This is a genomic window from Rothia mucilaginosa (assembly GCF_019334805.1).
Taxonomy (GTDB): domain Bacteria; phylum Actinomycetota; class Actinomycetes; order Actinomycetales; family Micrococcaceae; genus Rothia; species Rothia mucilaginosa_C.
Genome location: NZ_CP079822.1, coordinates 461,085 through 481,165, shown reverse-complemented (window position 1 = coordinate 481,165; position 20,081 = coordinate 461,085). Strand labels below are relative to the sequence as shown.

The 20,081-nt window shown below is 59.3% G+C and carries 13 protein-coding genes; 9 read left to right on the top strand and 4 right to left on the bottom strand.

Annotated features, from left to right (window positions below; all coding sequences use genetic code 11):
• The first annotated feature begins 8 nt into the window (after window positions 1-8).
• The gene (locus LPB405_RS01820) at window positions 9-791 is read left to right on the top strand and encodes a transcriptional initiation protein Tat (protein WP_219101705.1); all 783 of its coding nucleotides are present in this window, start codon (window positions 9-11) and stop codon (window positions 789-791) included.
• A 182-nt stretch (window positions 792-973) separates the two neighbouring features.
• Here the strand turns inward: LPB405_RS01820 and LPB405_RS01815 are convergent, their stop codons facing one another.
• Window positions 974-1,900 (bottom strand): LysR family transcriptional regulator, encoded by a 927-nt coding sequence (locus LPB405_RS01815; RefSeq protein WP_044150600.1) that lies wholly within the window; start codon window positions 1,898-1,900, stop codon window positions 974-976.
• A gap of 512 nt (window positions 1,901-2,412) precedes the next feature.
• Between LPB405_RS01815 and LPB405_RS01810 the strand changes: the two genes are divergently transcribed.
• The 6 genes from LPB405_RS01810 to LPB405_RS01785 all read left to right on the top strand — a co-directional run bounded on the left by LPB405_RS01810 (window position 2,413) and on the right by LPB405_RS01785 (window position 12,145).
• On the top strand, window positions 2,413-5,904 hold the full coding sequence (locus LPB405_RS01810) for a bifunctional proline dehydrogenase/L-glutamate gamma-semialdehyde dehydrogenase (protein ID WP_219101704.1): 3,492 nt from the start codon (window positions 2,413-2,415) through the stop codon (window positions 5,902-5,904).
• Window positions 5,905-6,268: 364 nt separating this feature from the next.
• Window positions 6,269-6,661, top strand: a complete 393-nt coding sequence (gene gcvH, locus LPB405_RS01805; protein ID WP_219101703.1) for a glycine cleavage system protein GcvH — start codon at window positions 6,269-6,271, stop codon at window positions 6,659-6,661.
• A gap of 593 nt (window positions 6,662-7,254) precedes the next feature.
• Complete coding sequence (ftsR, locus tag LPB405_RS01800) at window positions 7,255-8,028, top strand: transcriptional regulator FtsR (protein ID WP_200963203.1); 774 nt, start codon at window positions 7,255-7,257, stop codon at window positions 8,026-8,028.
• 717 nt (window positions 8,029-8,745) lie between these two features.
• A complete protein-coding gene (locus LPB405_RS01795; protein WP_219101702.1) occupies window positions 8,746-9,393 on the top strand; it encodes a MerR family transcriptional regulator in 648 nt (215 codons plus the stop codon).
• 191 nt (window positions 9,394-9,584) lie between these two features.
• Window positions 9,585-10,397 carry a ParA family protein gene (locus LPB405_RS01790; RefSeq protein WP_049345252.1) on the top strand — a complete coding sequence of 271 codons (813 nt, stop codon included), beginning with the start codon at window positions 9,585-9,587 and terminating at the stop codon, window positions 10,395-10,397.
• Window positions 10,398-10,672: 275 nt separating this feature from the next.
• Window positions 10,673-12,145, top strand: a complete 1,473-nt coding sequence (locus tag LPB405_RS01785) for a mycothione reductase (RefSeq protein WP_049362847.1) — start codon at window positions 10,673-10,675, stop codon at window positions 12,143-12,145.
• Between the two features lie 128 nt (window positions 12,146-12,273).
• Here the strand turns inward: LPB405_RS01785 and LPB405_RS01780 are convergent, their stop codons facing one another.
• A complete protein-coding gene (locus tag LPB405_RS01780; protein WP_219101701.1) occupies window positions 12,274-14,436 on the bottom strand; it encodes an AMP-dependent synthetase/ligase in 2,163 nt (720 codons plus the stop codon).
• A gap of 150 nt (window positions 14,437-14,586) precedes the next feature.
• A complete protein-coding gene (locus LPB405_RS01775) occupies window positions 14,587-15,453 on the bottom strand; it encodes an alpha/beta hydrolase (protein WP_219101700.1) in 867 nt (288 codons plus the stop codon).
• Between the two features lie 214 nt (window positions 15,454-15,667).
• On the opposite strand from LPB405_RS01775, the gene LPB405_RS01770 reads away from it, so the two are divergent.
• Both LPB405_RS01770 and LPB405_RS01765 read left to right on the top strand, forming a co-directional pair.
• Complete coding sequence (locus tag LPB405_RS01770; protein WP_219101699.1) at window positions 15,668-16,417, top strand: lysophospholipid acyltransferase family protein; 750 nt, start codon at window positions 15,668-15,670, stop codon at window positions 16,415-16,417.
• Between the two features lie 323 nt (window positions 16,418-16,740).
• Window positions 16,741-18,105, top strand: coding sequence for a class II 3-deoxy-7-phosphoheptulonate synthase (locus LPB405_RS01765; protein ID WP_060823683.1), 1,365 nt, complete (start codon window positions 16,741-16,743; stop codon window positions 18,103-18,105).
• 166 nt (window positions 18,106-18,271) lie between these two features.
• Here the strand turns inward: LPB405_RS01765 and LPB405_RS01760 are convergent, their stop codons facing one another.
• Complete coding sequence (locus LPB405_RS01760) at window positions 18,272-19,954, bottom strand: serine/threonine protein kinase (protein WP_257604949.1); 1,683 nt, start codon at window positions 19,952-19,954, stop codon at window positions 18,272-18,274.
• Window positions 19,955-20,081 lie beyond the last annotated feature (127 nt).

The following is a 20,081-nucleotide window of genomic DNA, read 5'->3' as shown; positions in this document are numbered from 1 at the left end:
AGTAGAAAATGACTAAGAATAATCTGATGAACGCTTCTCGCCGTACCGCGTTGAAGGTTGCGGGCGCTTCGGCTGCCCTGGTGGCTGGCGGCGTGAGCGCTGCGGAGGCGGCAACTCGTTCGGGCGGTAAGCGCGCTCGCGTGACCCCGGTGACCCAGCGTCCTGGCGGACAGCGCGGCGGTGGACAGCACGGTGGCGCGGCGAGTTCTGCGCTGGTGCAGGTTCCGATGCGCTATAACGAGTCATGCATCCGCCTGGAGTTGAAGGTTGCTAACGGTGTGCAGGCTGTGTCTATGCAGAGCCAGCCTGCGCGTACTGTTGCTTTCCGGAATCTGCCGACTCGCCTGAGCATTATTAATGAAGGTAATTCGACGCTGCCGGTGGGTACTCGCCTGATGGTGCGTGCTCGCGCGCAGGATCCGAAGACCGGTTTGTTGTTGAATCCCGCGGTGACTCTTCGTGTCACCTCGGGGCAGGCGGTGCTGCCTTCGGGTAGCCTGGGTGCTTCGGCTTTGGTGGCTCCTGTGGATGCTCTGAATCTTGATGCGGTGCGCCGTAGCGAGCAGACCGGTCAAGCTGGTGCCGGTAGCGAGAATGTTCTGGAGTTGCGCACTGCTATTCCTCGCGGTCACCGCTTGGATGTTCAGCTGAATTACCAGGTGGCTTCGGGTGTTGCCGGTTCTGCATTGAAGCAGGTTCATGTGAGCGCTGTGCTGGATATGGCGGCGGCTGGTTTGTCGTCTTCGTTCTACGAGGTGCAGAGCTCGGCTGTGGTTGCTTCGCTGAACTAGTAGTTGAGCCGACCCTGTGAGGGATGGGCTCGGCGGGGAAACGACTCCACTGCCTGTGCTTTTATACCTCTATATATAGGCGCCTGTTCAAAAAGGCATAGTGAAAGGTCGGGGTCGTTCGTTGGAACGGCCCCGACCTTTGCATTGTCTAGTCTGCCGGCATGGGTGGCAGCTGGTTTTTCTTATGCGGTTTCGGTCTTTTCATGCTCGCCGAATGCTACCTTGACCGCGTGGTGCAGTGCTTCGCGCACCATGGCGATGGCGGGGTTGGCGGCGGACTCTCGGCGTACGGCGGTAAAGATTTTGCGGCAGGGCTTGCCGGGCAGCTCCACGATGCGTAGCCCCTCGGTGGTGGATAGGGAGGAGAGGATGAAGCCGGGCACGATGGTGACGGCGAATCCTGCTTTGACGAGGTTGGAGTTCGTAATCATGTCATTGGCGCTATAGCGGATGACCGGCTCGAATCCTGCGGTGCGGCACTGGTTGAGCGCCCAGCTGCGGGAGGTGTTCTGTTCCATTTCGAGAACCCAGGGCAGTGCGTGCGCTTCCTCAATCGAGGTGATGGTGGAGGTGCTGGGCACGATGAGGCTGAGCGGGTCTTCGGTGAGTAGCTCGGAATGCAGTTCGGGGTATTCGGGGATGTGATGGTGCGGGTAGGCTTCGGAGAGCACCATGTCGTATTCGCGGCTTCGGGTGAGTGAGGTGCCGGTTTCGGGGTCGATTTGCAGTACTTGCAGCGTGAGTGAGGGTGCGTGTTCGGCAAGGTAGCTGAGGGTTTCCGGTAGCAGTGCGAAGGCCGCGGACTGGAAGATGGCGAGGCGGACCATGCCTGCGGGTTCGCCGGTGAGGTTGGCGACGGAGGTTTGCATGCGGTCGAGTTCGCGCAGGATGCTGCGGGCGCTGTCGACGATGATGAGTCCGGCGCTGGTGAGCTGTACGCGCCTGCCGATGCGCTGCAGAAGCGGGGTGCCGGTTTCTTTTTCGAGGGTGGCAATCTGCTGGGAGACGGCGGAGGGGGTGAGGCTGAGCGCTTCTGCGGCAGCGATGACGGTGCCGCGTTCTTGGATTTCGAGGAGCATTTGCATACGTCGGATGTCGTAGATGGACATATTTTCCTCCCTGGTGCACTCGGCATTGCGCTGGCTGTGGTTGCCACCGTATTCCATGGTGCGTCTCTCATCGTGGACTCTTGTATATGGTACCGCGCGGGCTTCCGGCCGGCTCTTTTTGAGACGTCTGAAGTGGGGTGCCGACATGTTGGCTTGTGTAGCGAGTATTTTCGCGCTGAATGTGATGATTCTTGGGGTTGAAGATGCTTTTGGGACTGGTTTTGAAGTGTTCGTCTGTTACGAAGTGGGTTCGATATTTGCGCTCTGAAAGTGCTAGCCTGAGAGAGATGGATAGCGATGCCGCTACAAACTTCACCTTGTCTCTTCGAACAGGAGGTTCGGAGGGGGCGCGGGGTGAAAACCTCACCGCACAATCATTAAGAAAATCTAAATGAATTTTGGAAAAAACATTCAGTTTTTCTAATGAGGTATTTATTACCCTTTTGTGGTGAAATAGAGACATCGCCAAACGTGGTGTGCACCGCACACAGTAAGATAGTTAGGAGTCAAGGATGACCCATCCTTTCGCATCTGAGCACTACCAGAAGATGGCTCTGGAAGCTCGTCAGCTTGTTCGTCAGTGGGTAAACGAGTCCCAGTCGATCAAGCCCACCTTCGCGGCTGAGCAGCTCGCCGGTGTTCTGAAGGACCCCAATGGTCTTCCCTTCACCGTCGGCTTTGTTGATGGCGTTATTCGCCCCGAGGACGACAACGTCTCCGGCCGCAACCTTTCCCGCATTTCCGGCCTGGCACCTTCCTTCCTGCCCTGGTACATGAAGTCCGCTGTTGGCTTCGGTGGCAAGCTGGCTGGTAAGGTCGCATGGCCCACCGTTCCCGTTGCACGCCGCGTGCTGCGCGAGATGGTCGGTCACCTGATCGTCGACGCTTCCGAGGAGAAGCTGGGCGACGCAATTGCAGAGCTGACCAAGACCGGTAACCGCCTGAACGTCAACCTGCTCGGTGAGGCAGTTCTGGGTGACAAGGAAGCAGAGCACCGCCTGGCTGAGACCAAGCGCCTGCTGGCACGCGACGACGTTGACTACGTCTCCATTAAGGTGTCCGCAGTTTCCGGCCCCCACCAGCACTGGGCATTCGACGAGGTCGTTGAGACCGCTGTTCGCCGCCTGACCCCGCTGTACGAGCTGGCTGCATCCACCTCCCCCAAGAAGTTCATCAACCTGGACATGGAGGAGTACAAGGACCTGGACCTCACCATTGAGGTGTTCACCAAGATCCTGGACCAGCCCCACCTGAAGGACCTGGAAGCCGGTATCGTGCTCCAGGCATACCTGCCCGACACCCTGGCTGCAATGCAGCACCTGCAGGAATGGTCCGCAAAGCGCGTTGCTGCTGGCGGCGCAGGCATCAAGGTCCGCCTGGTTAAGGGTGCAAACCTCTCCATGGAAATCGTGGAAGCTGTTATGCACGGCTGGCCGCTGACCACCTGGGACACCAAGCAGGCTTCTGACACCAACTACAAGCGTGTTCTGGACTACGCACTGCGCCCCGAGCACACCAAGAACGTTCGCCTCGGTATTGCAGGTCACAACCTCTTCGACGTAGCATTCGCACTGCTGCTGTCCGAGGACCGCGGCGTCAAGGACGGCGTCGAGTTCGAGATGCTGATCGGTATGGCTGAGCAGCAGGCAGAGATCATCCGCCGCCGCGTTGGCCACCTGCTGCTGTACGTGCCCGTCGTGAACCCCAAGGAATTCGACGTTGCAATCGCATACCTGATCCGTCGTCTCGAGGAGAACGCTTCCTCCGAGAACTTCATGTCCGGTATCTTCGACCTGGCAACCGATGAGTCCATCTTCAAGCGCGAAGAGGACCGCTTCATGCGTGCACTGAACTCCGTCACCGACGAGGTTCCCGCACCCAAGCGCACCCAGAACCGTCTGACCGAGAACGAGGACAACGTCTTCGTACCGGCAGGTCGCTTCGAGAACACCCCCGACACCGACCCCGCACTGGCCGGTAACCGTGAGTGGGGCCGCGCAATCCTCGAGCGCTCCAAGACCACCAAGCTGGGCATCGAAACCCTCAAGGCTAACGAGCTGACCAGCGAGGCTGAGGCTGAGAAGCTGATCAAGGAAGCCGAAGAAGCAGGCAAGGCATGGGGCAAGCTCTCCGGCCACGAGCGTGCAGAGATTCTGCGCAAGGTCGGTAAGGCTATCGCACTGCGCCGCGGTGACCTGCTGGAGGTTATGGCAGCTGAGGCTGGCAAGACCCTGGAGCAGGGTGACACCGAGGTCTCCGAGGCAATCGACTTCGCATACTACTACGCAATGCTGGCTGAGGACCTCGAGAAGATCGACGGCGCAAAGCACAAGTCTGTTGACCTGACCCTGGTTGTTCCCCCGTGGAACTTCCCGACCGCTATCCCCGCCGGTGGTGTTCTGGCTGGTCTGGCTGCAGGTTCTGCTGTCATCTTCAAGCCCGCAACCATCACCGCTCGCACCGGTGCCCTGATCGCAGAGATCATGTGGGATGCAGGCGTTCCCAAGGAAGTTCTGAAGCTCGTCAAGGTTGTTGACCGCGCTGCAGGCAAGTTGCTCATCTCGCACCCCGAGGTTGACCGCCTGATCCTGACCGGTGGCTACGAGACCGCTGAGCTCTTCCGCTCCTGGCGTGATGACCTGCCCCTGTTCGGTGAGACCTCGGGTAAGAACTCCATCATCGTCACCCCGAACGCTGACATCGACCTCGCCGTCAAGGACGTCGTCTACTCGGCATTCGGCCACGCAGGTCAGAAGTGCTCCGCTGGTTCGACCGTTATCCTGGTTGGCTCCGTGGCACAGTCCGAGCGTTTCCGCCGCCAGCTGATCGACTCCGTCAGCTCTCTGCACGTGGCACACCCGCAGGACATTGAGTCCGAGATGGGCCCCGTTGTTCAGAAGCCGGAAGAGAAGCTGCTGCGCGGTCTGACCACCCTCGGCCCGGGCGAGCGCTGGCTCATTCAGCCCAAGGAACTGGACGAGACCGGTCGCCTGTGGAGCCCCGGTGTTCGCGAAGGCGTCAAGCCCGGTTCCGAGTACCACATGACCGAGTACTTCGGCCCCATCCTGGGCATCATGACCGCTGAGACCCTGGAAGAGGCAATCGAGCTGCAGAACGCACCCGATTACGGCCTGACCGCAGGTCTGCACTCGCTGGATGCTGACGAGCTCGAGCTGTGGCTCTCCAAGGTCCAGGCAGGTAACCTGTACGTCAACCGTGCAATTACCGGTGCAATCGTTCAGCGTCAGCCCTTCGGTGGTTGGAAGAAGTCCACCGTTGGCTCCGGTACCAAGGCTGGTGGCCCCAGCTACCTGATCGCTCTGTCCGATTGGGAGCCGGCACAGGCAACCGCAACCGCTGTCACCCAGTCGGTGACCGTCCGCGAGACCCTGGCTACCATCGAGCAATCCGAGCTGGGCAAGCGCGAGGACTTCGAGTTCATCAAGCGCGGTGTCTCCTCTGACGCACACGCTTGGGACACCGAGTTCGGCTTCGGCCACGATCCCTCGAAGCTGGGCGTGGAGCGCAACATCCTGCGCTACGTACCCACCCAGGTTCTGGTTCGTGCAGACGAGTCCGCATCCGCAGCAGAGACCCTGCGCGTTGTGCTCGCCGGTCTGGCAGCTAACGCACCGGTCGCTCTGTCCGTCGGTAAGGACCTGCCGGTCGACGTCCGTGGCGTCCTCGAGAACAAGGGCATCAAGTACGAAGTCAAGTCGGACGCTCAGTTCCGCGAGTACCTGGCTTCGAACGCTAAGACCCCGGTTCGCGCACTGGCTGGCACCCCGCTGGAAGGCACCCGTATCCGCTACATCGGTAACGACGTGAAGTCCATCTACTCGGCACTGGGTGGTCGCCCGGATGTTGCAGTGTACTTCGCACCCGTCACCGAGGCTGGCCGTATCGAGATGCTGCCCTTCCTCCGCGAGCAGGCTGTTTCGATTACCGCACACCGTTTCGGTAACCCGAACCGCTTCTCCGAGCGCGTCATTTCTTCCCGCTAAGACGCTGTGAGAGTTTAGCTCTCTAGTCTGAGGCTCAGGGCCCTGCACCTTCATGGTGTGGGGTCCTGAGCCTTTTGCGTTTCTGCTGGGCTCTTATCGGGGGAGTGATAGGCCTGTATGGAGCCGTGTGCGAAAGTGATGAATAGAGGGGCGTCTAGAAGTCGATACGGTGTGGATGGTTAGATGCACGAATAAGAAGAGGAAAAATAGTGTCGTAGAAGTGGTACGGGGGTGTTTGGGCGTGCCCCGCGTTACTTCTTATGTGATAATTGGTGTAGGACGTTTCGCTATCCCACACGCGGAACGACACCGTGCGCGGGACGGTCCGCGCTACGCAAAATCACACTGAAAGGACACCGCTGCTATGAGCAACGTTCCCGCAGAACTCTCGTACACTTCTGAGCACGAGTGGGTTTCCGCTCTCACCGCCGAGGGCACCGTACGTGTTGGTATTACTGACCACGCTCAGGATGCACTGGGTGACGTCGTCTACGTCGACCTTCCCTCTGTCGGCGACTCTGTAGCTGCTGAGGATAGCTTCGGTGAGATCGAGTCCACCAAGTCTGTCTCTGATCTTTTCGCTCCTATTGCGGGCGAGATTGTTGCAGCGAACGAGGCTCTGGAAGACGATCCCGCACTGGTTAACTCTGACCCCTACGGCGAGGGCTGGATCATTGAGATTCGCCCCGAGAATGCTGACGACCTGGCTAACCTGCTGGATGCAGAGGCATACAAGGCTGAGCTGGACAAGCTCTAAGTCGATAGACTCTATAACTCTGGCGTCCCTCATCTTAAGAGGTACGTACTGATAAAACGGCGAGACCGATTGGTCTCGCCGTTTTTCATTTAAAGTGCACACAAACGCAAATAAATGGACGCATTTAAGGTTCATCTTGAGGGTCTCTGAAGCTGCCTGAGGGGCTTGAAAGATGGCTAAACCCCTAGTGGGGGCCTCTTTCAAGTTAAATGTGATGAAAACTTCAACTATCGCGAGAAGATAAAATTTTCCCCGTAAAACAGTCCAATATGAGACACACATGCTCGAAGTATTGGAATTTTGCTAAAATTGGTACTGTCTCTATTGGATAGTGTCTGGTTGTGTGGTTATTTTTTGGTTCAAAAAGCCCCTGAGAAGGGCGAACTGAATAGCAAAATGCCTTGTGAGGCTATAAGATTGTCTCGAAGGTTTGCGGTTTATCATTTCGTGATAAACAACTAAACTTATCTATCACACTCTCAACACTAAGCAAAGATGTTCGGCACGAAGCGAGACCCCGACTGGGGAACGAGCCACTCACTCAAATTTCGGCTCGTATCGACATCAGCTGAACAAGTACCCGAAAGACATAGATGACCTCACGCATCGATGAGAACCTCACTAACGCTGAGGTTCAACTAGAGGACGTGGAGAACGGCGACTCTGACCGTAACCCGCGTGACGTTAAGAGCCGGACCATTGGTCAGGTTCTTAGCCAGCTTGACCTGGAGTTCCCCGGAATTAGTGCATCCAAGATCCGCTTCCTGGAGGAGCGCGGTCTCGTGCACCCCAGCCGTACCGAAACCGGTTACCGCAAGTACTCCCAGACGGATATTGAGCGCCTGCGCTACATCCTCACCATGCAGCGCGACCACTACATGCCGCTCAAGGTAATCCGTCAGCACCTGGAGGACATGGAAGCCGGTCGCGTACTGAACTCCATGCCTGCCACCGTAAGCGAAGACGTGCTAGACACCGTCCTTGGCCCGAACGAGCAGGAAGGTCGCACCTACACTCTCCGCGAGCTGGCAGAATACGCTAACACCACCCCCGAACTGATTCGCGAGCTGATTGACTTTGGACTGCTCGAAGACGGTTCGGATGTGGAGTACACCGATTACGATGTGCTGATTGCCCGCGTTAGTGCAGAACTGACCCAGCACGGCATTCAGCCTCGTCACCTGCGCGCATTCAAGTCAGCGGCAGACCGCGAAATTTCCCTCGTGGAAATTGCGGTGGCTCCGCTGGCATCACGCCGCGACGCAGCCTCTCAGGCTCAGGCACAGGAACGAGCCGACAAGATCCGCAAGTTGTGCTTGCAGCTGCACGCAACTCTGGTCGAATCGGCGATGCCTACCTACGAGTAGGCGCACGAAGACGCAGACTACCGGACAGTCTGCTGCTCGTAAACCCTCAGCGGTTCTACCACACCCCAAACGGGGATTTCCCTCGGGAAACACCACTGACCATGGTGATTCCCTCTATAGTCCCTACCCCTTACCAACGGGTAGCGGCCTCTAGACTTGGACGAAGCCGACGCTGGCACGCTCGGAATTTCTACCCCTTCGTCCAACACGAAGAGCTTTCTCACCAGGGGGCTCCCGGCCTGCCAAGGCTGTTCACTCAACTCAGCTGTAAATGCGTACGGACTGCTCCGTACGCATTTACTTTTTAAACTCCCCTGTGGGATGGATACCCAGAAAAAGCGAGGAGAATAGCGGGGGAGGAGCACCCCCCACAGGGCGTTAAAGAGGTACGAATGAATCTGAAAAGATCATTCGCTTCGGTGGGTTCAATTTTAAGTAGAGCCCTCTATCAGTTAAAATAGATTGAACAACCGCGCCTATCGCGCATCGGTCGCACTATCGAATCGTGTTCTACGAACCGAATAGTCGAGCCAATGTGTAGTATTGAAAACCGCGTAGCTAACCTCGCAGAGGGAAGCCACGCGAATCATAGATGCAGATTCTAAGGCCTAGCCCTAGAATCTCACCCCGAAAATCGGGGCTACACCGGAACGAAGTCGACCACATTTGATAGGGCGCGGTGAATCGCATTAAACGGGTTAACGAAAAGGAGGGACCATGCTAGAGCAGCAGGCAGCCGAAAATGCAGGCGAGGCCGCAGGCACCCATGAGGCACCCCAGGGCTTCGACCAGCCCCTGGATGGCTTCGACACCCTCTTCCCCGTAGCGCCGCCTCCGCGCGGTGAACAAGGCGTACTCTTCACCGACCCGGTCTCTGTCGTCGAGGAAAACCTCGGCTACCGTGGCGCCGTCGCCTGCAAGGCAGCAGGCATCACCTACCGTCAGCTCGACTACTGGGCACGCACCGACCTGGTTGTACCCACCGTGCGTAGCGCCTCCGGCTCCGGTACCCAGCGCCTCTACAGCTTCCGCGATGTGCTCGTGCTTAAGATTGTGAAGCGACTGCTCGACACCGGCGTGTCCCTGCAGCAGATTCGCACCTCCATCGAGCATCTGCGTACCCGCGGCATTGACGACCTCGCGAACATCACCCTGATGAGTGACGGTACCACCGTCTACGAATGCACCTCCCCGAGCGAGGTTATCGACCTGGTTCAGGCTGGTCAGGGCGTCTTCGGTATCGCGATTGGCCGCGTCTGGCGCGAAATCGAAATGAACCTCAACGGTCAGCCCGGCGAAGAAATGCACGAAAACTTCGAAGGCGACGAACTTGCCGCCCGCCGTGCCCGCCGCGCACAGGCATAAAACACAAAACGTGAATCAGCCCGCGCTCACTACCTATCGGGTAGCGAGCGCGGGCTGAAGCTTTAAATGCGAGGGAATATTCAATGCTCACTTGAGAAAAAACTCAAGATACACCCCTGTCAGACCCGGAAGAAAAGCGAAGATTCGCTAAAATAAAGGGGCATTACACCTCACTCAAAAAAGGGACCTGCATGCCCCGCATCGTCAGTATCAGCAGTCTCAAAGGTGGCGTTGGCAAAACGTCCATCACTTTGGGGCTCGCCTCCGCGGCATTACACAGCGGACTCTCCACACTCGTTATTGACCTCGACCCCCACGGCGACGCCAGCACCGGCCTGGCAGTGGATGAAACCATCCCCGACGTCGCCTCTCTAATCGCTAGCTCCAATGAACGTGCCTTCGCTGAAGAAGCTGGTAGCTCCTCCTGGAATGCCCTCGTCGGCAAGCCCACCCTGCTGACCAATAACCCCGTGACCACCGGTAGCGTGAAGGTGGCGCGCGGTTCGGCTCGTTCCACCCTCGTGGACCGGCAGGAAGCGGCACCGTTCATCCGCCGATTCAAGCGCATGGTGGAGGCGGCAGCGGACGCCTACGACGTCATCCTGATTGACTGCCCGCCGTTCCTCGGAACCCTGTCTTCGATGGGCTGGGCGGTTAGCGAGCGCATCCTTTCGGTCGCAGAGCCTTCCCTTTTCTCCGTGGCGGGCACCGAACGAACCCTGCGCGCCATCGTGCGCTTTCAGCAGGAAAGCGGCATCAGCATTGACGGTGCGGGAGTAGTTATCAACAAGATGCGCCCCAACGACAGCGAACACCGCTACCGACGCGACGAAATGCGCTCCCTTTTCGGCGATCTTGTCGCAGAGCCGGTGCTCGCTGAAAGCCCCGTGCTGCAACGCGCCCAGGGTGCGGCGTACCCGATTCATTTTTGGCCCGACGAAGAATCGGTTGATCCCGCCATTGACTTCACCCGTCTGCTGGCTGGGCTTATGGCAGACATCTAATCGCTGACCTCTTAGCGCAGACATATACGCGTCACTAATCCGCGGGCTCGAATAGTTCTCAACGCTTGAGTGCGTCTTCTCAAAGAACCGCTGTGTTCTCAGCGCTGTGGTTCTTTGGGACGGCGCACCTTTCGCATATCCGTCAACATTGACACCAGATAGTGGGAATAGCCGGTAGCCTCCACGCGTTATAGTGGCAGTAACAGAAATAACCCCGCTATCGAGGGGCATGCTGGGAACGAGCCCAGCCTCAACACCAACAACGAGAGGACCACATGAGCATCGAGAACGTAGAACGCATTGACGGCGTAGCACAATACGACCTCATCGTCATCGGCTCCGGATCCGGCAACACCCTCATCGGCCCCGAATGGGACGACAAGAAGGTCGCCCTCATCGACGGCGGCATCTTCGGCGGCACCTGCCTGAACGTTGGCTGCATCCCCACCAAGATGTACGTCTACCCGGCGACTATTGCGCAGAAGACCCGCGAGGTCAAGCACCTGGGTGTCGACGCACATGTAGACGCCGTGCACTGGGCACAGATTCGTGACCGCATCTTTGCCTCTCGCATTGACCAGATTGTTGAAGGCGGCCGCGAATGGCGTGCCGGTCTGCCCAACGTCGACTTCTACGACCAGTACGCGCGCTTCGTCGGCTCCCACACCGTCGAGCTGACCGACGGCACCCGACTGCAGAGCCGCCAGATTGTCGTTGCGGCAGGTTCGCGCGCCGTGCTGCCTCCCGTACCCGGTATCGACTCCTCCAAGGTCTACACCAACGACAACGTCATGCGCATGGATGAGCTGCCCGCCCGCATGGTCGTCATTGGCGGCGGTGTGATTGCGGCAGAATTCTCCCACGTTTTCTCCGCATTCGGCACCGAAGTAACCCAGCTGAACCGCTCCTCCCGCCTGCTGCGCGGTGTGGACGAAGAGGTTGTGGCACGTTTCGAAGAAGCCGCAAGCAAGCAGTGGAACATTGTCAAGAATGCGTCCCTCTCCGAAATCCGTGAGAACGCCGACGGCAGCGTGACCGTTGTAGCAAAGCACACCACTGAGAACGGTGAAGAACTGCTCGAAATCCCGGCAGACGCTGTGCTCGTAGCGACCGGGCGCCGCCCCAACACCGACACTCTCAACGCGAAGAACTACTTCGACGTGCAGGACGGCGGCCAGCTCAGCGTCGATAAGTACCAGCGTGTGCTCTACAACGGCGCACCCGTATCCGGCGTCTACGCCCTCGGCGACGTGTCCAGCCGCTACCAGCTCAAGCACGTGGCAAACCACGAGGCCCGCGTTGTGCAGCACAACCTCAGCCACCCCGAGGATCTGCGTGCCAGCGACCACCGCTACGTACCGGCTGCCGTCTTCAGCAACCCACAGATTGCCGTGGTCGGCATGACCGAAGAGCAGGCACGCCAGGCAGCTGAACGTGAAGGCTTTGAGATCACCGTCAAGGCACAGAACTTTGGCGACACCGCCTACGGCTGGGCAATGGAAGACAAGATCGGCCTGTGCAAGCTGATTGCCCGCAAGGACAACGGCGAGCTGCTCGGTGCGCACCTGGTCGGTGAAGAATCCTCCGTGCTCATCCAGCCGCTACTGCAGGCAATGAGCTTCGGCATGGACGCGCGCACCCTCGCACGCGGCCAGTACTGGATCCACCCGGCACTGACCGAAGTCGTTGAGAACGCGCTGCTCGGTCTGGAATTCGACGAGCCCGCAAACGAAGAATCCGCCAGCTAGCGGCGGCTAGATAACGCCCGGAAGCCTAGGTTTCTAGCAAGCATAGGCTTCTAGCGGACAAACACAGAGGAGGGGGTCGTACCTAAGTGGTACGACCCCCTCCTCTCGTTATTGGTGGCCAGAGCCGGTTATGCCGTGTCGCTGTCAGACTTCTGAGGGCTCTGCTCTGCAACAGTCTTCTTCTCATCCTGCACGGGCTTCTCAGCCGGAGCATTAGCGGAAGACTCCTCAGCCTTTTTCGCCTCTTCAGCCTCCTCTTCCTGAGGCTTCTGCATCATCTCGGCGGTCTGCTCACGCAGCTCCTCAAATTTCTCAGCCGCCTGCTCACGCAGCTCGGCAAGACGCTCCGCCTGGTGGTCCGCGTACTCGTGCAGACGCTCTGCCGCCTGCTCACGCAGTTCAGCGAACTTCTCAGACTGCTCCGCCGCGTACTCCTGCAGGCGAGCCAAAGAATCCGACGTGCTATCGGAAACCTTGCCGTACATCTCATCCACGTAGGAGGAGAAGTCCTGCAGAATCTTCGCGCGGCGCAACTTCTGCGAAGGAGTCAGATAGCCGTCCGCCTCGGTCAGATCGCGGTTCATAATGCGGAACTCGCGAATACCCTCAGCGCGGGAAACCAACTGGTTCGCCTCGTCCACGAGCTTCTGAACTGCAGCACGAACCGCCGGGTGAACAGCAGCCTCCGGGATGGAGAGCGAACGCGGCAGACCCAAGTGCTCCAACTGCTCGGGCAGGGTATCCGGATCCAGGGTCACCAGAGCCGCAACGAACGGCTTCTCATCGCCTACCAGCATCGCCTGAGAAACCAGGGGAGAGGTACGAAGATGAGTCTCCGCAATACCCGGAATCACGTTCTTACCGCCGGCGGTGACAATGATTTCCTTCTTGCGGCCCACAATCTTCAGGTAGCCGCGCTCATCGAAATGAGCCAGGTCACCGGTACGGAACCAGCCGTCCTCAGTGAACGCCTGAGCGTCCTCTTCGGGGTTCTTGTAGTAGCTGCTAATCACGCCCACGCCACGAACCAGAAGCTCGCCGTCCTCAGCAATATAGCCTTCGGAACCGGGGATGAGCGGGCCAATCATGCCAATCTGGTACGGGTTGATGCGGCCAGCCGCAATCGGGGCGCAGGTCTCGGTCAGGCCGTAACCCTCAACCACCTGCACACCCACCGCGTGGAAGAAGTGCGCCAGGCGCTCGCCGAGGGGACCGCCGCCGGAGACCGCGTAGCGCAGCTCGCCGCCCAGAGCCGCACGCAGCTTCGAGTAGACCAGCTTGTCGTAGAGAGCGTACTGCGCCGCCAGCTTCAGCGGGACACGGCCCTCAACCTTCGCCTGTGACCAGCGCACCGCAATATCGGTGGAACGCTCAAAGAGCGACTTATTGAACTTGCCGCCCTTAGCCGCCTTCGCCATGGCGCCCTCGTACACCTTCTCAAAGACGCGGGGCACCACCAGCAGCATGGTCGGCTTGAAGCTATCCAAGTCAGCAGCCAGGTTCTTAATATTGGGGGAGTGACCGATGACCAGACCGGCATCCAGTGCCAGCACCTGAATCAGACGCGCCAGAACGTGCGCCAGCGGCAAGAAAAGAATGGAGGAGTTGCGGGAGTTCGCAATCTCGGGTTCGACCATTTTGGTGTTGACACTCAGGTTTAGGAAGTGGCCGTGAGTCAGCGCGCAACCCTTGGGGCGGCCGGTCGTGCCGGAGGTATACACAATGGTCGCGATGTCATCACAGCCGGCAGCGGAACGTACCTGCTCCAGCTGCTCATCGCTCACCTCGGACGCGCGAGCGCTGAGGGCATCAAGGTCGCCGTTCTCAATGACCCAGCGGTGCTTCAACTGCATGGGTTCCTCAGTCGTGGAGGCGAACTCCTCAGCCTCAGCCACACGATTCAGGAGCTTCTCATCCTCGACAAAGATAGCGACAGCCTCAGAATGGGACAGTGCCCACGCCGCCTGGGCGGCAGCGTTCGTCTCATACACCGGCACGGAGACAGCGCCGGCATACCAAATCGCGAAGTCAATGACAGTCCACTCAAAACGGGTGCGGCTCATAATGCCCACACGGTCACCCGGGCGGATACCCGCGGCAATCATGCCCTTAGCCAGGTCGGTCACCATCTGGTGGAACTGCTGGGCGCGAACCGGCTGCCAGTTACCCGGAGACATCTGACGGCGGTACAGCACCGGATTGGAGCTATCGGCACGATGGCGCTCAACAATGCTTGTCAGATTCAGTGAGGGGTCGACAATAACCTCAGCGGGAGTGGAGAAGACTTTCATAATGCGCCTTTCAAATCAGGGCGTGGACCCGTGGCGAATCCGGTACCGAGGGGTGCCCTCGATGGCCCAAGGAGCCGTAATATCTATCTGTTGTTCTACTCGCTACGGCGGGTGATGCTTGCGCCAGTTGTAGCGAGCGGAGCCGCAGAATTAGTGGTTTAGGGATGCGACAAAATCTTGGATGGTGGAGAGCAGATACTCTGCGTCATAGTCCAGGGTTGCCACATGGTAGCTGCGGGTCAGCCACCTAAATTCTACAGGAACTGAACAATGTTCGAGAAAATATCTATGGGAGCTATCCGACACAGTATGATCGCCCAGTGAACGCAAATACAGCACCGGCGACTTCAACTGAGGAATCAGAGCACGAGTCTCAGCGCCCAAAAGATGCAGCTGATACACCGCCGCCGTCGGAACGATAGAATACGCGCCCTCACTCACGCCCGGAACCGCAATATCGGAACCAATCGCCTTGAGCACCGGCAGAACCTTCGAGACCTTACCTGCGTGGCGCATCATCGGGTTCACATCCACCATATAGGGGTTAATCAGCACCGTGCCTACCACCGGCAGACGAGCCGATAGATGAGCCGCCACCGTGCCACCCATCGACATGCCAATGACCACCACCTGCAGACCCTGATCAGCCAGGCGACGGTACCCCTGCTCGGCAGAAGCCAGCCACTGCTGGTACGTGCTATTACGCAAATCCTGCCAACGGGTCGCGTGACCCGTCAGAACAGGCATCTCCACCGCATAGCCGAGCTCCATAAAATGCTGAGCCAACGGGCGCATGCTATGCGGTGAACCCGTAAACCCGTGCACCAGCAAAATACCCACAGAATGCTGCGCCGGGTCAGGACTAAAAGAAACGGGGGAGTGATCGAACGCTTCCTGGTCGCCCTCGAGGCGACGCGCCAGGGAGTCCTTAACATTTTGGGTTGCTAGAAGCCTGCGCTCGCGAGCCTTGCGGCGCATCCGCTTGAGCGGCTCCAACGAGTTATCAAAAATGCTCATGGTCCTCCTTCGCCAACCTGCGAGAATATGAACGCAGGTGCAGGCTCTATAACGCACCCTGACCGGCTATCGCAGATACAGCACCGGTGCTGGTATATCGCTTCAAATGCACCGATACACCGGTGCACAGAAAAATCGTTCTCTTTCTTTCATTATCTCGCTACGCTCCAGACAAGATAGAATTGACCCGGGAATATTCAGAGAGGAGACCCCAATGCCTAACACCGCCCTCTATTCAACGCTCAAGATTCTTGGCTCCCCCCTGCTGCAGGGACTGTACCACCATGACGTGGTGGGCCTTGAGAATCTGCCCGAGGGTCCCTACATTGTCGCAAGCAACCACCTGGCGTTCTGTGACTCCATTTTCATTCCTCTCGCCATGCCTCGCACCGTGAACTTCCTCGCCAAGATCGACTACTTCACCACCCCCGGCGTGAAGGGCCGGGCCATGGCGGCGTTCTTCCGTGGTGTTGGCCAGCTTCCCATGGACCGCTCCGGCGGCCAGAAGAGCCAGGAATCCCTCAATGCTGGTGCGCAGGTCCTCAAGGACGGCGGCGTTATTGGCATCTACCCCGAGGGCACCCGCAGCCCCGACGGACGCGGCTACCGCCCCAAGGTTGGCGTCGCCCGCCTCGCCCTAGAAACCCGCGTACCCGTAGTGCCCGTCGGCCAGATCGGTACCGACCTGATCCAGCCCTCCGGCTCGAACCGCGTCCGCCTGCGCCACGACGGCAAGCCCATTCAGGTGCGCACCATCATCGGCAAGCCCCTCAACTTCGAGGAATACACCGACGGCTCAGACATGAGCCACCGCGTTCAGCGCGAGATTGCCGACCGTATCGGCTCCGAGATTCGTGCCCTGAGCGGCCAGGAATACGTGGACGTGTACGCCGACCGCGTCAAGAAGCTCATGGCTGATAAGAACATGAGCGCTGACGAAGCTATCGCGCACCTGCAGCACTAGACCTGCAGTACTAGACATTGAGACAGTACCCCAAACGGGTGCGCACATACGCCAGAGGGCGGGATGCGGTACGCGCCGCATCCCGCCCTTTCGTATGCCGTTCTGCAACGGCACTTATCAACCCGCTTATCGCCGATACCGGGTGGCGCTATCTAAACATGTGAGATGTACCTGACCTCGGGGTTAGGCGTTGAAGCAAGCAAGAGTACAATTAGGTCTATTCAGCCTGAAAAATCGTAAGCTGGCACGCCATACACGGTGCGCCGAGCACCCGAAACGGGGCTGAATCAGAAAACGCACAAGACCATCCCGATGGAGTGAAGATGAGCAATCAAAACCTCAGCACCTCGCAGGCCCCCGACCACGGCCTGGACACCTGGCGCCAGCTGCACATTGACCAGCAGCCCACCTGGAGCGAGCACGAAGATTTTGAGAGCACCATCGCCGAGCTGAACTCGGTACCGCCGCTCGTCTTCGCCGGTGAGGTCGACGCCATGCGCCAGGCACTCGGTGAGGTTGCTGAAGGTCGCGCATTCCTGCTGCAGGGCGGCGACTGTGCAGAAACCTTCGCGGGTGCAACCGCCGACAAGATCTCCGGCCGCGTCAAGACCATCCTGCAGATGTCTGCAGTGCTCACCTACGGCGCCTCCATGCCCGTGGTGAAGATGGGCCGCATGGCGGGTCAGTTCTCCAAGCCCCGTTCCGCAGACATGGAAACCCGCGGCGACGTCACCCTGCCCTCCTTCCGCGGCGAGACCGTCAACGGTTTCGACTTCACCCCCGAAGCCCGCGTACACGACCCCAAGCGCATGCTGCGCGGCTACCACACCAGCGCATCCACCCTGAACTTGGTGCGTGCCTTCACCAAGGGCGGCTTCGCAGACCTGCGCGCCGTGCACCAGTGGAACCGCGGCTTCACCTCCAACCCCGCGCACGAGCGCTACGAGGAGACCGCCAGCGAAATCGGCCGCGCCCTCAAGTTCATGGAAGCCTGCGGCGTTAACTTCGAAGCGCTCAAGACCACCGACCTGTACGTCGGCCACGAGGCGCTCGTGCTGGACTACGAGCGTGCCCTCACCCGCATCGACTCGCGCACCCAGCTGCCCTACGACACCTCCGCGCACTTCCTGTGGATTGGCGAGCGCACCCGCGGCGTCGACGATGCACACGTGGACTTCCTCTCCAAGGTCCGTAACCCCATCGGCGTGAAGCTGGGCCCCAGCACCACCGCAGAGGACGCGCTCGCCCTGATTGATAAGCTCGACCCGAACCGCGAGCCCGGCCGCCTGACCTTCATCACCCGCATGGGTGCGAAGAACATCCGCGAGAAGCTGCCCGCAATCGTTGAGGGCGTTCAGGCTGAAGGCGCGAAGGTCGTCTGGGTTACCGACCCGATGCACGGCAACACCATCTCCGTGCCCTCCGGCTACAAGACCCGCCGCTTTGACGATGTGCTCGACGAGGTTCGCGGCTTCTTCGAGGTGCACGAGGCACTGGGCTCGTTCCCCGGCGGTATCCACGTGGAGATGACCGGCGACGACGTGACCGAATGCCTGGGCGGCTCCGATGCTATCGACGAGGCAGCACTGGCTGACCGCTACGAGTCCCTGTGCGATCCGCGTCTGAACCACTCGCAGTCCCTGGAAATCGCGTTCCTGGTCTCCGAGTACCTCAAGAACCGCGCATAAAACGTTCATGCGCCTCGCCGTACTAGTCGGTGAGAAATAGCAGAAAAACAATGCCCGGGTCTTCACTCACGATGAATGAAGACCCGGGCATTACGTTTAACCTGCGCACCACACAGACGAGGACAGAGTGCACAGACGAGGACAGAGTGCTCGAGGGGGAACACTACTAGAAGGTCAGGAACGCCTCAATATTGCGCCACCACTGCGACTGCACCAGTGAGGTCGCAAGCCACCAACCGGTAAAGCTCGAACCCATGCCCAGCAGAATCAGCGCCAGAGCCCAACTGCCCACCGCCATACCCGAGGGCGGGGTCCTAAACTGCTTGGCGGGCAGACGAGGATCCTTCTTCGAAGACTGAGCGGAATCATCAGAAATACCCGTAGACTCCTCAGCCTCAGAAGCGCTCGCCGCCACCTTAGCCTTTGAACGGCGCGAACCCGAGGGGCTCAACGAACGTTCCGCCTGAATCGGGGCGTACTCGCCGTTAGCTGAGATGAACTCCTGCTCTGTTTGTGGACCAATACCGACGGACTGAGTCTGCGGGCTCTTCGCGCCCGCACGACGGTCAAGGAAAGAACCCAAACCGCGCTTAGCGGACTTCTTGCCCTTCTCCGGCTCGCCCTCAGAATCCTCGTCATAGGGAGCGGAACTTACCAGCGGTGGAATGCCCTGGCGGTTCAGCACGGAGTCCTCAGCGTCCACGTCGGCAAGGTGCACGCCCTGCCCCGCAGCCGAGGCATCGTAGACGAGGCTATCGGGGGAGTACACATCGTACGCCAGCAGATCGCGGGCATCGCTAAAAGCACTAATCGGGGTGTTACGCACCATCTGCGCGGCACCGCTACGCTCCGCAATATCGGCAACAGCCTCCCAGAGGGGAAGCTCCGGCTCCGGGCACGAGGGGGCACGCCAGGCGCGCTCGGACTCACCCAACGATTCAGAAATCTCCAGCAGAGCCGTAAACAGCTCGGTCGCATCCTCCGGGCGGGCATGAGGCTGCTTGCGGGTACACCACGAAATCAGCCCCGCAATATCGCGGTCCGCACCCGGCGCCACATCGGTCAGCGCGGGCATCTCAATGTTGGCGTTGTGGTAGAGCACCTGCTGGTCATTCTCCAGACCCACAAAGGGCAGACGACCTGAAAGCATACGGTACATCATCACGCCGAGCGCAAAAATATCGGCTTGCGCGCCGACCTTCACCTTCGGGTCCAGGACCTCCGGCGCAACGTAGGCGGGGGTACCCATGGGGGCGCCCGCATCCACCTGATCATCACGGCGGGAAAGACCGAAGTCCGTGAGCTTCACCTGACCGTTAGCGTCGAGAAGAATATTGCCCGGCTTAATATCGCCGTGCAGGTAGCGGTTCGCGTGCACCTCCGAGAGCGCCTCCACCACCGGAATGAGGATATCCAGAGCCTCACCCAGGGACAGTGCATTACGCACACGCAACAGCTGACTCAGGGTGCAGCCGTGCACATACTCCAAGACGATGTACATGACCATCTTGCCCGAAAAATATTCGGTACCCGAAGAGATCACGCCCACCGTATGCCCGCCGCCACCCACCTGGCGCATCGAACGCTCTTCACGGTGGAACTTCTGGCGGTTCGCCGCATCCTCAGCCAGAGCGGGGGAGAGGACCTTGAGCGCGACCGGGTTATTCGACCACAGGTCCAGCGCATAATAGACCTCGCTCATGCCGCCGCGGCCAATGAGCGAACCCACCTGGTAGTGACCCTCAATAATGGCGCCACTGAGCCACTGCGAAGAACCGATAGCGGTATCAGAGGCAGCGGGACGAGTGGCGGGAGGAACAGAAGTATTAGAAGAAGAACGAGGGTTCACGGGAGAAATCCGGCGTGGGCTGGGAGTATTCATACGTCTCAACATTTTAGCCCGCCCACCTGGGGAGAAACGATGCCAAAGGGGGCCGAACAGGTGAACACTCAGCGAATTCTTAAGAAGCGCCGAA

What these genes read in the sequence shown, in the direction of transcription:
- LPB405_RS01820 (WP_219101705.1), top strand. Translation starts at nt 9, where the DNA reads ATGACTAAGAATAATCTGATGAACGCTTCTCGCCGTACCGCGTTGAAG.
- LPB405_RS01815 (WP_044150600.1), bottom strand. Translation starts at nt 1,900, where the DNA reads ATGTCCATCTACGACATCCGACGTATGCAAATGCTCCTCGAAATCCAA.
- LPB405_RS01810 (WP_219101704.1), top strand. Translation starts at nt 2,413, where the DNA reads ATGACCCATCCTTTCGCATCTGAGCACTACCAGAAGATGGCTCTGGAA.
- gcvH (WP_219101703.1), top strand. Translation starts at nt 6,269, where the DNA reads ATGAGCAACGTTCCCGCAGAACTCTCGTACACTTCTGAGCACGAGTGG.
- ftsR (WP_200963203.1), top strand. Translation starts at nt 7,255, where the DNA reads ATGACCTCACGCATCGATGAGAACCTCACTAACGCTGAGGTTCAACTA.
- LPB405_RS01795 (WP_219101702.1), top strand. Translation starts at nt 8,746, where the DNA reads ATGCTAGAGCAGCAGGCAGCCGAAAATGCAGGCGAGGCCGCAGGCACC.
- LPB405_RS01790 (WP_049345252.1), top strand. Translation starts at nt 9,585, where the DNA reads ATGCCCCGCATCGTCAGTATCAGCAGTCTCAAAGGTGGCGTTGGCAAA.
- LPB405_RS01785 (WP_049362847.1), top strand. Translation starts at nt 10,673, where the DNA reads ATGAGCATCGAGAACGTAGAACGCATTGACGGCGTAGCACAATACGAC.
- LPB405_RS01780 (WP_219101701.1), bottom strand. Translation starts at nt 14,436, where the DNA reads ATGAAAGTCTTCTCCACTCCCGCTGAGGTTATTGTCGACCCCTCACTG.
- LPB405_RS01775 (WP_219101700.1), bottom strand. Translation starts at nt 15,453, where the DNA reads ATGAGCATTTTTGATAACTCGTTGGAGCCGCTCAAGCGGATGCGCCGC.
- LPB405_RS01770 (WP_219101699.1), top strand. Translation starts at nt 15,668, where the DNA reads ATGCCTAACACCGCCCTCTATTCAACGCTCAAGATTCTTGGCTCCCCC.
- LPB405_RS01765 (WP_060823683.1), top strand. Translation starts at nt 16,741, where the DNA reads ATGAGCAATCAAAACCTCAGCACCTCGCAGGCCCCCGACCACGGCCTG.